We start from the raw sequence: 14801 nt of genomic DNA, 5'->3' as shown, positions 1-14801 counted from the left end.
CGACATGGAGAAGGCCCCCGGGAAACCGGGGGCCTTTTTTGTGCGCGGTTCCTCGCGGCGCGTCGGAATGCCGCAGATCGACCCATCCGGGGTCGGAACGGGTCGATTTGCGGCAACGCGCGCAGGCAGGGCGCCGCCGCGTGGGCAGGGCGCTGCCGCGCAGGGTCGCCCTGCTGACGGCCGGCGCTAGCCGTTCGGGAAGTCGACGATCGGAACGTCGACGTGGATGTCGCTCATGATCGACTTCCAGATCGGGCCGGCGATGGCGGAGCCCGTGGTGCGGTAGTAGGTGCGTCCGTACGCCTCGACGCGGGTGAGCGGGTACTCGGTGCCGCCGCGCGGGTCGCCGACCCAGACGGCCGTGGCGAACTGGGGCGTCATGCCGACGGTCCAGTTGGCGGTGCTGTCGTCGGTGGTGCCGGTCTTGCCGCCGGTCTCGCGGCCGGGCAGAGAGCCGACGCTCGAGAGCGTGCCGCCGCGGAAGGTGCCCTGCAGCACGTCGTCCATCTCGGCGGCTACCTCGGGCGAGATCTCCTGGTGGCAGTTCGCCGAGGGGGTCTCGACGGGGACGCCGGTGCTCGTGCGCACGGCGGAGACGATGGCGATCGGGTCGCACATGTAGCCGCCGGCCGCGAAGGTCGCGTAGGCGGTGGCCATCTCGAGCGGGCTGACCTCTTTGGTGCCGAGCGCGACCGAGGCCTGCACGTCGAGCCCCGGCTCGTCGACGTCGATGCTGTGGATACCGAGGCGGTTGGCCATCTCCACGACGGGGACGACCCCGACCTCTTCGATCATCTTCACGAAGTAGACATTGACCGACTGCCGGATGGCGGTGCTGGCGTTGATCGACCCGTAGTTGCTGTTGCCGAAGTTGGTGAACCCCTTCGGCGGTGCCGTCATGTCGTCGGGGAAGTACGGCCCGTTGGCGGTGTACCGGGTGTCGAGGGTGAGCCCGGACTCGAGGCCGGCGGCCAGCGTGATCGGCTTGAACACCGAGCCGGTCTGGAACGCGCTCGTGGCGTAGACGATCTGGTTCGTGTCCCAGGTCGTGTTCTCGGCGACGGCCGCGATGTGCCCGCTGCCGGGGACCACGACCGCTGTGCCGGACTTGACCCGGTTGTCGTTGCCGAGGGCCTCTTCGACCGCGCGCTGGGAGGCGTCGGCGACCGTGCGGTCGAGGGCCGTGGTGATGGTGATGCCGCCGCGGCGGAAGGTCTCCTGGCGCTGCTCGGCAGTGGCACCGAAGGCCTCGTCGTTCTGCAGCTCGTCGCTGACGAGGGAGCAGTAGTACGGGTAGGCCGACGCCGCGCAACCCGTGGCGATGGAGCCGCGCACGAGGGTGATCGGGGTCGCCTTCGCCTCGGTCGCCTCGGCCTCGGTGATGTAGCTCTGCGCGTACATGCGGTCGATCACGATGTCGCGACGGGCCTGCGCCTCTTCGGGGTAGACGTAGGGGTCGTAGTAGACGGGGCTCTTGAGCAGGGCGACGAGCATCGCCGCCTGCGGGATCGTCAGGGACGCGGCATCCGTGTCGAAATAGACCCGGGCGGCAGCCTGCACGCCGTAGGCCTGGTTGCCGAGGAAGACGGCGTTCGAATACGCCGCGAGGATCTCCTGCTTGGTCATCGTCTTCTCGAGGTTGACCGCGTACTTGACCTCGCGCACCTTGGACTCGTAGCTCGTGCCCTGGGCGACTTCTTTTTCTTCCTCGGTCGTCGCGTTGCTGACGAGGATGTTCTGCACGAGCTGCTGGGTGATGGTCGAGCCACCCTCCGCCGTGTTGTTGTTGACGAAGTTCTTGATCGCGGCGCGGGCGATGCCGATGAAGTCGACGCCGGTGTGCTCGTAGAAGCGCGCGTCCTCGGTGGCGACGAGCGCGTTGGAGAAGTTGGGCGAGATCTGGTCGAACGTGACATCGATGCGGTTCTCGCTGTAGAAGCGGGCGAACTCGACGCCGTCCTTGTCGAGAAGCACCGTGTGCTGCGGGAGGGCGGCCTCGACGGTCAGGTCGGAGGGAAAGCTCGCCCAGTAGTCGCCCGCCTCGGTGGTCGCGGTCTCGGCGACGGCCGCGAAGGGCATCGTCGCGGCGGCCACGAGGGCGCCGACGAGCACCGACGCGGCGAGCACGATCAGCCCGGCTTTGACCCGGGTGGCGGCGAGGGGATGGTGGTCGACGATGACGTCGGTCGCGACCTCGTCGAGGGACACGAAAACGGGTTCGTGAGGAGGGTTCTGCGACACTTAGGCGGCCCTGCGATCGCGCGCTTGTGACGTTGACATGCAGTGGTGCCTCTCGAATTCCTAATCCCGGTAGAACGACCGTACGTTACGTTCCTGAACGAAAAAAGTGCGCGGTCTAAATCGAGACTGTATTGAGAGAAGTAATCCGGTAGGGCGCGGGATCGAACTCGGCCAGGGAATCCCGGAAAGCGAACGCGAAGTCGGGCCAGAGCAGGGTGAGCCGCCGGCTCTCGGCGTCGACGTACCAGCTGTCGCAGCCGCCCTCGAGCCAGACGGTGTTGGCGCTGCGCGCGTCGAGGCCGTCCACGTACCCGGCCTGGGCCTCGGCGGTCACCTCGAGCGTGGCACCGGCGGAGGCGTCGAGCGCCCCGAGGATGTACTCGACCTGCGCCTCGATCATCACGATGGCCGAGTTGTGGCCGAGGCTCGCGTTGGGCCCGTCGATCACGAACAGGTTGGGGAAACCGTGCACGGTGGTCGAGGCGAAGGCGACCATGCCGTCGCTCCAGGCATCAGAGAGCCGGATGCCGCCCCGACCGACGACCCGCTCGGCGAACGGGGGCCGGGTGGAGACGAACCCGGTGGCGAACACCAGCACGTCCAGGTCGTACTCCGCGCCGCTCGCGGCGGTGACGCGGCCGCCGTCGACGGCTTCGAGCGCGGAGGCTTCGAGGGTGACGGAGTCGCGCTCCAACGCGGGGTAGAAGTCGTCGGAGAGCAGCACGCGTTTGCAGCCGATCTCGTAGTCGGGGGTGAGGGCAGCGCGCAGCTTCGGGTCGGCGACCTGCGCCGTGCGGTGGGCGAGCGCGCTGTCGCGCAGGCCGTCGATGGCCGCCGGCACGCCGATGCGCTGCGCGAAGCCCTCTTCCGCCTTCCAGAAGAGCCGCTCCCGGGTGCGGCGCAGCTCGGCGGGGTCGCGCTCGAAGCGCGCGATCTCGGCGGCCGAGTATTCGCGGTCGGGACGCGGCACGACGTACGCCGCGGACCGTTGGAAGACGACGACGCTCGCCGCCGTGTCGGCGAGCCGCGGCACGAGCTGCACCGCGGAGGCGCCGGTCCCCACGACGCCCACGCGCTTGCCGGCCAGGTCGACGCTGTCGTCCCAGCGGGCGGAGTGGAAGGCCGCGCCGGTGAAGGTATCGAGGCCGGACAGCCGCGGCATCCGGGGTTCTGACAGGCGTCCCGCGGCCACGACCAGTGTGCGGCAGGAGTAGTAACCGGTCGACGTGGTTACCAGCCAGCGGTCGTCGTCGGCGTCCCAGCGCATGTCGAGCACGTCGGTGCCGAGGCGGATGCGGTCGGCGATCTCGCTCGCCGTGTCGCGCAGGTAGTCCTGAATTTCCGATCCGGGGGCGAAGAAGCGCGACCAGTCGTGTTTGGGGGCGAAGGAGAAGGAGTAGAGGTGCGAGGGGATGTCGCAGGCGACGCCCGGGTAGACGTTGTCGCGCCAGGTTCCGCCGACGTCGTCGCCGCGTTCGAGCACGACGAAGTCGTCACCGCGTCGGGAGAGGCGGATACCCATGGCCAGGCCGCCGAAGCCCGCGCCGACGATGACGGTGTCGACCTCGACGGCGGCGGCATCCTCGCGCTCGTTCACGGCCGCGCCGCCGGGATGACGGCCGCGGCGGGGTAGCGCGCGGGGAAACTCAGGAAACCCTCGATGTGGCCGAGCACTTCGGCGGGGCGCTCGGCGAGCACGGCGTGTCCGGCGTCGACCTCGGCGTAGCGCGAGTCGGGGATCGCGGCGAAGAGCGCGCGCGACTGGTCGGCCGTGGCGACCGCGTCGGCCGCGCAGCCGATGACGAGGGTGGGCGCGGTGATCGCGGCGGCGTCGACGTTCGCCGCGGCGAACCGGTCGACGAGGTCGTCGCGGAACGCCAGCACGGGGTCGTCGTCGCCGTCGAGCGCGGCGAAGCGGGCGAAGGTCTCCCGGTCGGCGGGGGAGAGCCCGTGCCAGACGCGGGCGAAGCGGCGCTGGCGCTCGCCGCTCTCGAGCACCCCGGCGACGAGGACGAGGTGGCGCACGTCGGCGGTGAGGGCGAGCTCGGCGGCGGCGACCGCGCCGACCGAGTATCCGACGAGGTCGAACGGGCCGTCGGGCAGACGCGACGGCGTACGGTCGTCGAGATCGAGTGCGATCACCTCGCGCTGCCGCGCGAGCACCGGGGCGAGGAACGCGAAGTCGACCGCCGCCGATCCGGATAGCCCTGGGAGGAGGACGAGCGGCAGGGTCACGACGCGGCCAGCGCGGCGCGGCGTTCGCGCAGCGGCAGGTGGAGGCGCGATGCGGGCGGGGCGTCGGCGCGCCGGGCGAACGCGAGCTGCTCGGGCGTCGGCGATCCGTAGTCGGTGGTGCGCTGCCGGGCCTCGCGCCCGATCTCGGCGGCGACGCGCTCGACGTCGGCGATGGTCAGCGACCGGTGCGCCTCGGCACCGGCCTCGGGCGCGATCGTGCCGTCGAGCAACAGCCCGCCGAGGTCGTCGGCTCCGCCGCGCAGCACGGCCTGGCTGGTGGCGAGACCGAGCTTGGTCCACGCGGCCTGGATGTGGTCGATTCGCCCGTGCAGCATGAGCCGCGCGACGGCGTGCAACGCGCGGGACTCGCGCACGGTGGGGCCCGGACGGGCTCCGGCCACGGGCGGGGAGTCGACCGGCACGAACGGCATCGCGATGAACTCGGTGAAACCGCCGGTGCGGTCCTGGATGTGCGACAGCGCGCGCAGGTGCGCGACCTGGTCGGCCGCGGTCTCGATGTGCCCGTAGACCATGGTCGCTGTGGAGCGGAACCCGGCGTGGTGCGCGGCCTCGATCGTGGCGATCCACTCGGCGGCGGGCGGGTCGGTGTTCTCGCTGAGCGCGGCGCGGATGCGGTCGTCGAGGATGCGGGCGCCCGTACCGGGCACAGTGCCGACCCCCGCGTCCCGCAGCCGGGCGTAGAACTCGGCGACGGTGATGCCCAGGCGTTCGGCGCCGTCGACGACCTCGGTCGGGCGGAAAGCGTGCAGGTGCAGTGACGGTTGGCGCGACCTGATGGCCGCGACGACGTCGAAGTAGGAACCGCCGACGGGCACCAGACCCTGCACGCAGATCTCGGTCGCGCCGAGAGCGGCCGCTTCGTCGGCGAGGTCGCCGATGAGGGCGGGATCGGAGACGAGCGACGAGTCGAGGTTGCGGTTGATCACGAAGCTCACGCGGTCGCCGACCGCGGCGACGCGCACCTCGTCGGCGAGGGCGGCGAGGGCCTCGAGCTCGGCGCCGTCCGACCCGAGCAGCGCCACGTAGTCGTCGTCGGAGAGCCCGGCCGGGTCCACGGCGGCGCGGCGCAACACGGGCGAGAGAGTCGAGGCGACGGAGGCCGCGGCCCACGGGCGGCCGAGCACGGGCGCGTCCTTGTCGGCGAGGCCGGACGGTGCCACAAGGGCGTCGACGTGTGCGCGCAGGCGCGGGTCGAGCCAGGCGTCGTCCATGTAGGGGGGATGCGCGGTGAGCCGCTCGCGCAGCTCGAACCCAGCGGCGGCGGTGAGCGCGGCCAGATCGTCGAGCTCGGGCCAGGGGCGTTCCGGATTGACGTGGTCGGCTGTGAGCGGGCTCACTCCTCCCCAGTCGTCGATCCCGGCGCGGATCAACAACCCCAGCTCGGTGGCGTCTGTCAGGTTCGGGGGCGCCTGGATCGTGGCATCCGGCCCCATCACTACCCGGGCCACGGCGACGGCCGCCACGTATTCCTGCAGCGCGAGGTCGTCCTCGTTCTGCATCGCGGTCTTCTCTTTCGCGCGGAAGTTCTGCACGATCGTCTCCTGGATGTGCCCGTGGCGCTCGTGCGAGGCGCGGATCGCGAACAGGGCCTCGGCCCGCTCGGCGTTGTTCTCGCCGATGCCGAGCAGCACGCCCGTGGTGAACGGCACCTTCGAGCGTCCGGCGTCCTCGAGCACGCGCAGGCGCAGCGCCGGATCCTTGTCGGGCGAGCCGTAGTGCACGGCTCCCTTTTCGCTCCACAGCCGGGTCGCGGTCGTCTCGAGCATCATGCCCATCGACGGGGCGACCGGTCGCAGCGCCTGCAGCTCGCCGAACGACATGATGCCGGGGTTGAGGTGTGGCAGCAGGCCGGTCTCCTCGAGCACGAGCTTCGCCATCGCGCGGATGTAGTCGATCGTCGACGCGTAGCCGTGCTCGGTCAGCCAGTCGCGGGCGCTCGGCCAGCGGTTCTCGGGGCGGTCGCCGAGGGTGAACAGCGCCTCCTTGCAGCCCATCGCCGCCCCGGCGCGTGCGACCTCGAGGATATCGTCGGGCGACATGTAGCTCGGCTTGCCCATGCGCGCGAGCGCGCCGGGGTTCTCGACGAACGTGCAGTAGTGGCAGCGGTCCTGGCAGAGGAAGGTGATCGGGATGAACACCTTCTTCGAGTAGGTGATCACGCCGGTGCGGCCGCTCGCCTCGAGGCCGCCGTCGCGCAGCGTCGACGAGACGGCGAGCAGTCGGTCGAGCTCGTCGCCGCGGGCGGAGAAGAGGATCTCGGCGTCGCGTTCGGAGACGTCGGTCGACGACTCGAGCCGGGTGAGGGTGTCGCGGATCTCCGAGAGAGACGGTGCGGTCATGGCAGGCCTTCGTAACGAGCGAGTCGGGTGGAACGGGCGAGTGCCCTCGAGCCCAAATCAAGGCCCGCTACGAATAATTGATTACGAGTCTACTCTCGATCGGAATTTTGTGGATGCCGCCGGCGATTCGATCAGCGACCGGAGCAGTGACGGCGGCAGCGCGGCGACCGCGGCCGGCAGCTCCGCGAGTGCGTCGGTGATCGCGGTGGTCGCCGCGGCATCCGAACGCCGGGAATCGGGACCGAGCTCGTACTCGGCCTCGACGATCGGCGGCTCGTCGCGCAGGGTCGCCCAGGCCTGCCGCGGGCGGGCGGCGTCGAAGGGCACGACGAGCAGGGGCGAGTAGCTGCCGGAGCGCGCGCTCGGGAACCAGAGGTCGTCGCGGGCGATGAACGGTTCGATCCAGGTGCGGCCGCGGCCGGCGGGCAGCACGGTCCAGCCGTCGACGGCGAATGCGTCGGTAACCCGGGCGACGACGCGGGCGTAGCCGAGCAAGCGGAGGGTCTTGAGCGAGCGCGCGAGCAGGGCGCGTCCGACACCCTCGCGCCGGGAGGCGGGGACGACCGCGATCTCGGCGATCTCGGCGACCTGCCCCTCGGGACGCGGGCTCGGATCGACCTCGTTCGGTACCGAGCGGGCGTAGCCGAGGAAGGCGCCGTCGGCCGAGCGTGCCACGACGACGGGCGCCTTCAGCTGCTGCCAGCCGGTGACCGCGAGCTCGAGGGTGTCGCGGGCGGCGCCGGCCGCACCGAACTCGTCGGCCGAGAGGGCCACGATGTCGTCGATGTCTGCGCCCGTGATCGGGCGGATGCGCGGCTCGGTAGTCATACCGCCATTGTCGGTCATGCGGCCGGCGCGGGCTCCGTCGCCGTGGCCGTGCCGCGGCCGAGGGTCAGCCCGAGCACGAGCGCGGTGACGCTGAACACGGTGACGACGACCGCGCCGATCTCGAGCGCGAACTGGAGGTCGTAGCCGGTGGCGAGGGAACCGAGGAACAGCGCGGTCGCCCCTTGGAAGAAGTAGGCGACGAGATAGACGGCCGAGAGCGTGCCGGCACGGTGGTGGGCGGGCGCCGCGGCGCTCACGGTTCCGAGACCCCCGGAGAACAGCATGCTGTAGCCGAACCCGGTGATGACGGCCGCGACGAGGAAGAGCGCGAGCGAGTGTTGCAGCGACGAAGCGAGCAGCACGCCGATGCCGACGACCGTCGTGACCGCGCCGAGCATCACGAGGGTGACGGGGGCGACGTTGCGCAGCAGGATGGCGGCGACCGCGATCATCGCCGCATTGACCGCGAGCAGCGAGCCGTTGACGAGGGCGTTGTCGGACCCGATGAGGGTCTGCGCGATGTCGGCGCCGAGGGAGAGGAAGATCACGCCGAGCGCGAAGGCCGAGACGAGAGACAGTGCGCCGATGGCGAAGAAATGGCGGATGCCGCGGGGGACGACGATTCCGCGGGGACGCCAGCGTCCCGCGGCCACGTCGGGGCTGTGGCGCGGGAGGAACCACGCGAACACCCCCACCACGGCGATGAAAGCCGAGAGCACGACGAAGTTGAGGTGGGTCGGCAGCGGCGCGTACTCGATGAGCGCCCCGCCGACGAGCATGCTGAGCACCAGCCCGACCGCGGTCGCTGCCGTGGTGACCGAGCCGGCGCGCTTGGCCTGGCCGGGCGCGCTGAACTCGACCACCGCGGCGGTCGCCGGGCTGAGGGACAGCGCCACACCGAGCCCCATCAGGGCGCGCCCGGCGAAGAGCCACTCGACGCTCGGGGCGACGGCGAATAGGATCACGCCGAGCAACGACGCGGCCAGCCCGGTCAGGATCGCGACGCGGCGGCCGACGTAGTCGCTGAGATTGCCGAAGACCGCGAGGGCCACCACGAGGGTGATCGGGTAGACCGCGAAGATCGCCGTGGTCGTGGCGGTGGCGAGGTCCCACTCCGCGGCGTACAGCGGATAGGTCACGGTGGGTGCGGCGCTGGTCCAGAGCGCGATGGCGGCCACGGATGCCGCGACCCAGAAGCTCGAGCGACGACTCAGTGTGCGCATGTGTGGGGTCCGTTTCCGCTCGAGGTGTGCTGTCGCGGCGACGTTGCCATCCCCGTGGGCAACCGTAGAACGGGTCCGGGCATTCCCCCGTGGACACCGTGCACGGCTGGGTACTCTGGTCGGCATGGGCGATGACGGGCAGGACGGCTGGAGCGCGCTCGCCGGGGAGTGGAGCGAACTCTGGGGCGCGGCGGCCGAGCCGGCGCAACGGGCTCTGGTCGCGGCATCCGGTGTCGGGGCAGGGTCCCGGGTTCTCGACGTGGGCTGCGGCAGCGGCGAGTTCCTCCGGCTGCTGACCGGTCTCGGCGCCGTGGCGTCCGGCATCGACCCGGCGCCCGGCATGGTGGCGGCGGCGCGGGCCGCGGCACCCCTGGCCGACGTGCGGGTCGGCGACGCCGAGACCCTCCCATGGGCCGACGGCTCGTTCGACGTGGTGACCGCGGTCAACGCGCTGCAGTTCGCCGAGGACACCGTCGGCGCGCTCGAGGAGTTCGCGCGGGTGACCGTCGACGGCGGGTTCGTCGCGGTCGCGAACTGGGCGGAGGGCGCGCTCAACGATCTCGACCTGATCGAGGCGGCGGTCGCCGAGGCCGACGGCGAGGAGCCACAGCCCGACGGCGACCTGCGTCTCGCGGGCGGGCTGGAACAGGCACTCGCCGACGCCGGATTCCGCGTCGTGACCGCGGGGGTGGTCGAGGTGCCGTGGCTCGCCGCCGACGACGCGACCCTGCTGCGCGGCGTGCTGCTCGGCGAGGACGCCTCCGTGGTGCGCGACCTCGCGTCCGTCGTGCTGACCGCGGCCCAACGATTCCGCTCCGGCGGGGGCTACCGGTTGGTCAACCGCTACCGCTTCGCCGTGGGCCGGATCGAACGCTGAAAGTGTCGTTCGAGGGTTATTAACAGTTTTTCTGACAGGGTGTGGATAGATCTTTCGTACCTGTTAAAAACCCTGTGGATAACTACAGGGATGTAATTCGAAGTTAAGCACTCACCTGCATATTTTCATTCGAACGTGTGTGTGAATAGGAGAAACCGGCCATGCCCCACGCCTACGAACTCCACGTGGATGTCGCGGCACAGTGCCTCTGCTGTCTGGCCACGCGCTCGTTCCGATTCTCGTCGCCCAGCGACCAGGTGGTCTGCGCGCTCTGCGTGAACCATCTGGGAACCGACAAGTCGGAGCGCCGAGATCGGGAACACGTGCGGATGTGGGCGGATCTGCTCGCTGACCAGCAGGTTAACCATCAAGCTGAGGTCGAGCGATTGGACGCGGCACTCGCCGCGGAAAGCGCGACGATCGCCGAACTGCGCGAACAGTCGGCCGGGCTCAGCGCCGTGGTCGCCGGGGAATTCGCAGCGGGCGGCGTGCGCGAACTGCTCGAGAACGACGTCGTCCGCCGGGCCGACCGCGGCACCGAGCTCGCGAACCGGCGGAACGACCGCACGATGGCGGTGCTCTGGCGGCTCGAACGCCTGCACCACGAGAATGACAAGAAAAACGGTGCATGCGCCTGTGGAAAACCCGTGATCAGCTGCGAGGAATTCCGCGCGATCGAGCCCGAGAGGCGGTCGATCCGCGAGTGGGAGGCGAAGAACGTCGCGCTCGCGGCCGACGGCCAGCGCCACGGTCTGCCCGCGGAGCATCCGGCGGTCGCGGCATCCGCCCCTCGTCGTCGTTTTTAGGACTTCTCGACGATCGTCTCTAGCCAGGAGCGCCGGGTGGCGGGATAGTGGATGCCTCGACTCCGGGAGGACAGAAATGGCACAGGTGCACATCGCCACGGTCTCGTACACCGTCTCGGCCGACTACTTCGCGGAGGTGGGCGCGGACTTCGACACGGAGGCCGTCGACGACGCGGTGCTCGCGCAGCTCAATCTCAAGCTGCCGGCCGGAGTGGTCGTGCACCGCAACGGCGCGGCGTTCGCCGACGAGGCGGTGGCCGACGAGGCCCGCGCTCTCGACTGGGACGCGCTGCTCGCGAGCATCGACCTCGACCAGATCCTCGCCGAGAACGGGCGGTAGCCACCTAGAGTGATGCAGTGCGCACCGCGATAGTCGGCGGCGTGCTGCTGATCGTCGGTGCGATCGCGGTCGCCCTCGGAATCCTCCCCCTCGACGTCCTCGGCGATCTCGGCGAGCGGGTCGGGCCGATCCTGCTGTTCGTGATCGCGATCACCGTGGTCACGGAACTCGCCTCCGAAGCGGGGCTCTTCCAGTGGGTGGCCGAACGCACTGCGGCCTGGGGTCACGGCCGGGCCTGGTTGCTCTGGCTCTTCGTGGTGGCGCTCGCCACGGCGAGCACGGTCTTCCTCTCTCTCGACACCACGGCCGTGCTGCTGACGCCGGTCGTGATCATCCTCGCGCGCCATGTCGGCCTCAATCCGCTGCCCTTCGCGCTCACCACCGTCTGGCTCGCGAACACCGCGAGCCTGCTGCTCCCGGTCTCCAACCTCACCAACCTGCTCGCCGAGCACGAGCTCGGCACCCCCGGACCGGCCGCGTTCGCCGCACTCACCGCACCGGCGGCGGCGGTCGGCGTCATCGTGCCGTCGGTCGTGCTGTTCCTGGTCTTCCGTCGCGATCTCGCCGTGCGGTACCGGGTAGAGACGTCCGAGCCGATCGACGACCGCGTGCTGCTGGTGGCGAGCGGCGTCACGATCGCGGTGCTCATCCCCTCGCTCGTCTCCGGCCTCCCCGTCTGGGTGCCCGCGTCGGTCGCGGCGCTGGTGCTCGGCGCGTTCTTCGTCGTGCGTCGGCGGTCCGTCGTGCGGTTCTCCCTCGTGCCGTGGCAGCTCGTGCTCTTCGCCGGCGGGTTGTTCCTCGTGATGGAGGCGGCACACTCGGCAGGGCTCGGCGCCGTGCTCGCCGCGGCATCCGGCACCGGGGACGACCCGCTCTCGCTGCTGCGGCTCGCGGGAGTGAGCGCCACGGCCTCCAATCTCGTGAACAACCTGCCCGCCTATCTGGCGCTGGAGCCGGTTGCGGGTTCGCCGGAACGTCTGATCGCGGTGCTGATCGGCGCCAATCTGGGCCCGCTGGTCACCCCGTGGGCCTCGCTGGCAACCCTGCTCTGGCATCAGCGGCTCGTGCAGAACGGCGTCGAGCTGTCGTGGTCCCGGTACGTGCTGCTGGGTCTGGTGGCGGCGCCCGTCACGGTCGCTCTCGCGACCCTGGCGCTCGCCGTCGGCTGGTGATCCTAACCCGGGAGGGGCCGCGTGACGAGGCCTCCCGGCGTCGACGGGGGCGCCGCCACCGCGTGCTAGGTTCGCACCATGACGCGCATCGCCGCGGTCGCTCCCGTGCTTCCGCCATATGTGTACACCCAGAGCGAGATCACGGCCGAGCTCGCTCCGCTCATCACGTCGGTGCCCGCCCGGCAGGCGGTGATCGAACGCATGCACGCGGCGAGCGGCATCGGAACGCGGCACACCGCCCTGCCGCTCGAGCGCTACCGCTCGCTCGGCTCCTTCCGTGAGACCAACGACCTCTTCATCGAGGTCGCGACCGACCTGGCCGAGCGCGCCTTGACCGTGGCCCTCGCGGAGGCCGGGCTCGCGGCATCCGACGTCGACTTCGTCCTTTTCACCTCGGTCACCGGCATCTCGGCGCCGTCGATCGACGCCCTTCTCGTGCCGCGTCTCGGACTGCGGCACGACGTCAAGCGGCTGCCGTCGTACGGGCTCGGCTGCATGGGCGGTGCCGCGGGAATCGCGCGCGTGCACGACTACCTCGTCGGCCACCCGACCGGCGTCGGCGTGCTGCTCAGCGTCGAACTCTGCTCGCTCACGCTGCAGCGCGACGACGAGACGATGGCGAACTTCGTCGCGACCGGCCTGTTCGGCGACGGGGCGGCCGCGGTCGTGATGCTCGGCGACGAGCATCCGCTGGCCGCCGGACCCCGCGTGGTCGACACGCTCAGCGCGATCTACCCCGACACGACCGACGTCATCGGCTTCCTGGTCGGCGGCACCGGGTTCGAGATCGTGCTCACGCCCGGCGTGGCCGAGGTGATCGAACAGAACTTCCCGGCGGATGTCGCGGCCTTCCTGTCACGCAACGAGCTCGGCATCGCGGACATCGGGTGGTGGGCCGCGCACCCGGGCGGCCCCAAGGTGCTCGAGGCGTTCGAGACCTCGCTCGGCGTGCCCCGGGAGGCGTTCGCCCGCAGCTGGGCGTGCCTCGACCGTGTCGGCAACCTGTCGTCGGCGGCCGTGCTGCACGTGCTCGCCGACACCCTCGCGCTCGGGTCGTTCGAGGCGGGCGATCCCGGGCTGCTGTTCGCGCTCGGCCCCGGCGTCAGCGCCGAGTTCGTACTACTGGAGTGGGACGCATGATCTGGTACCTGGCCCTCGTACTGCTGACCGGGGCCGAGCGCATCGTCGAGCTCGTGGTCTCGAAACGCAACGCCGCGGCGGCCTTCGCCCGCGGCGGCGTGGAGTACGGCCAGCGCCACTTCCCGTGGATGGTCGCGCTGCACACGGGCTTCCTGCTCGCCTGCATCGCGGAGGTGTTCCTGCTCGACCGGCCGTTCCTGCCGTGGCTCGGCTGGCCCATGCTCGTGGTGGCGCTCGCCTGTCAGGCCGGGCGCTACTGGTGCATCGCCTCGCTCGGTGCGCAGTGGAACACCCGGGTCATCGTGGTGCCGGGCGCCGGCGCGGTGAAGGCCAAGGGCCCGTACCGGTTCGCCTGGCTGCCGCACCCCAACTACCTGATCGTCGCCGTCGAGGGCATCGCGCTGCCGCTCGTGCACACCGCGTGGATCACGGCGATCGTTTTCACCGTGCTCAACGCCGTGCTGCTGCTGCGGTTCCGCATACCCACCGAGAACGAGGCGCTGCGGTCGCTATGACCCACGACGTCGACGTGATCGTCGCGGGAGGCGGGCCGGTCGGGCTCGCCGCCGCCATCGAGGCGCGGCTGGCCGGGCTCGCGGTCGCCGTCGTGGAACCGCGGTCCGCCGGCATCGACAAGGCGTGCGGCGAGGGGCTGATGCCGGGCGCTCTTCCGCGGTTGGCGAGGCTCGGTGTCGACCCCGAGGGGATGCCGCTGCGCGGGGTCCGCTACGTCTCGGGTGACCGCCGGGCCGAGCACCGGTTCGCGTCGGGGGAGGGCCGCGGGGTGCGCCGCACCGTGTTGCACGCCGCGCTCGCCGAACGCGCGGCGTCGGCGGGCGTGGAGTTCGTCTCCGGACGCGTCGACGCGATCACGCAGGACGGCGCCGGTGTCACCGCGGGCGGACTGCGCGCCGGCTGGCTGCTCGGCTGCGATGGTCTGCACTCGGCCGTGCGCCGGGAGATCGGCGTCGAACTGCAGACTCCGCGCCGCGGCAGGCGCTTCGGGCTGCGCCAGCACTTCCGGGTCGCTCCGTGGACCGATCTGATCGAGGTGCACTGGAGCCCGGGAGTCGAGGCGTATGTCACGCCCGTCGCCCCCGACACGGTCGGTATCGCGCTGCTCGGACGGCAGGGCATCGACTTCGCCGCGGAGCTCGCTGCGATCCCGGCACTCGCCCACCTTCTGGAGAGCGAACCCGCGAGTTCGCTGCGCGGGGCAGGCGCGCTGCGGCAGCGCGCGTCCCGTCGCCGGGTCGGACGTGTGCTGCTCGTGGGGGACGCGTCGGGATACGTCGACGCCATCACCGGCGAGGGCCTGCGGCTGGGATTCGCGCAAGCGGAGGCCGCGGTCGCCACGATCACCGGGGGAGGGGACTACGAGCGCGCGTGGCGGGGGATCACGCGGGACTTCCGTGCGCTCACGAGCGGACTGGTCGCGGCCGCCAGTTCGCCGGCGCGGGGTGCGATCGTGCCGCTGGCGCAGGGGTTGCCGCGGGTGTACGGCGCGGTGGTGGAGCGGCTGGCCCGCTAGACGGTTCAGCGGATCGAGCCCGTCGAAATCCTGACCCCGTCCGGGTTT

13 protein-coding genes are annotated in these 14801 nt (G+C 70.9%); 7 read left to right on the top strand and 6 right to left on the bottom strand.

All coding sequences use genetic code 11. From position 1 onward, the window contains the following. Positions 1–186: 186 nt before the first annotated feature. From HD599_RS16215 to HD599_RS16190, 6 genes are all read right to left on the bottom strand, one after another. Positions 187–2208, bottom strand: a complete 2022-nt coding sequence (locus HD599_RS16215; protein WP_184239498.1) for a transglycosylase domain-containing protein — start codon at positions 2206–2208, stop codon at positions 187–189. 148 nt (positions 2209–2356) lie between these two features. After that, positions 2357–3838: a flavin-containing monooxygenase gene (locus HD599_RS16210; RefSeq protein ID WP_343062119.1), complete on the bottom strand. Its 1482-nt coding sequence runs from the start codon at positions 3836–3838 to the stop codon at positions 2357–2359. Beyond that, the gene (locus HD599_RS16205; RefSeq protein WP_184239490.1) at positions 3835–4476 is read right to left on the bottom strand and encodes an alpha/beta fold hydrolase; all 642 of its coding nucleotides are present in this window, start codon (positions 4474–4476) and stop codon (positions 3835–3837) included. The genes HD599_RS16210 and HD599_RS16205 overlap by 4 nt, the downstream gene beginning before the upstream one ends. Beyond that, on the bottom strand, positions 4473–6836 hold the full coding sequence (gene cofG / locus HD599_RS16200) for a 7,8-didemethyl-8-hydroxy-5-deazariboflavin synthase CofG (RefSeq protein ID WP_184239487.1): 2364 nt from the start codon (positions 6834–6836) through the stop codon (positions 4473–4475). The genes HD599_RS16205 and cofG overlap by 4 nt, the downstream gene beginning before the upstream one ends. Positions 6837–6917: 81 nt before the next feature. Further along, on the bottom strand, positions 6918–7664 hold the full coding sequence (locus tag HD599_RS16195) for a GNAT family N-acetyltransferase (protein WP_184239484.1): 747 nt from the start codon (positions 7662–7664) through the stop codon (positions 6918–6920). Between the two features lie 14 nt (positions 7665–7678). Next, positions 7679–8887 carry an MFS transporter gene (locus HD599_RS16190; protein ID WP_184239482.1) on the bottom strand — a complete coding sequence of 403 codons (1209 nt, stop codon included), beginning with the start codon at positions 8885–8887 and terminating at the stop codon, positions 7679–7681. A 124-nt stretch (positions 8888–9011) separates the two neighbouring features. Here HD599_RS16190 and HD599_RS16185 point away from each other — a divergent pair, with 124 nt between their 5' ends. The 7 genes from HD599_RS16185 (at position 9012) to HD599_RS16155 (ending at position 14753) form a co-directional block, all read left to right on the top strand. Beyond that, the gene (locus HD599_RS16185) at positions 9012–9764 is read left to right on the top strand and encodes a class I SAM-dependent methyltransferase (protein WP_184239479.1); all 753 of its coding nucleotides are present in this window, start codon (positions 9012–9014) and stop codon (positions 9762–9764) included. A gap of 161 nt (positions 9765–9925) precedes the next feature. Beyond that, positions 9926–10570 carry a hypothetical protein gene (locus tag HD599_RS16180; RefSeq protein ID WP_184239477.1) on the top strand — a complete coding sequence of 215 codons (645 nt, stop codon included), beginning with the start codon at positions 9926–9928 and terminating at the stop codon, positions 10568–10570. Between the two features lie 76 nt (positions 10571–10646). Further along, entirely contained in the window at positions 10647–10910 is a 264-nt protein-coding gene (locus tag HD599_RS16175; RefSeq protein ID WP_184239475.1) for a hypothetical protein, read from the top strand. A gap of 17 nt (positions 10911–10927) precedes the next feature. Beyond that, a complete protein-coding gene (locus HD599_RS16170) occupies positions 10928–12082 on the top strand; it encodes an SLC13 family permease (protein ID WP_184239472.1) in 1155 nt (384 codons plus the stop codon). 78 nt (positions 12083–12160) lie between these two features. After that, entirely contained in the window at positions 12161–13222 is a 1062-nt protein-coding gene (locus HD599_RS16165; RefSeq protein ID WP_184239471.1) for a type III polyketide synthase, read from the top strand. Next, positions 13219–13737, top strand: coding sequence for an isoprenylcysteine carboxyl methyltransferase family protein (locus tag HD599_RS16160; protein WP_184239469.1), 519 nt, complete (start codon positions 13219–13221; stop codon positions 13735–13737). Before HD599_RS16165 ends, HD599_RS16160 begins: the two co-directional genes overlap by 4 nt. Further along, entirely contained in the window at positions 13734–14753 is a 1020-nt protein-coding gene (locus HD599_RS16155; RefSeq protein WP_184239467.1) for an NAD(P)/FAD-dependent oxidoreductase, read from the top strand. The genes HD599_RS16160 and HD599_RS16155 overlap by 4 nt, the downstream gene beginning before the upstream one ends. The last annotated feature ends 48 nt before the right edge of the window (positions 14754–14801 follow it).

It is taken from the genome of Conyzicola lurida (assembly GCF_014204935.1).
Taxonomy (GTDB): Bacteria; Actinomycetota; Actinomycetes; order Actinomycetales; family Microbacteriaceae; genus Conyzicola; species Conyzicola lurida.
This window is presented reverse-complemented; position numbering and strand designations above follow the sequence as displayed.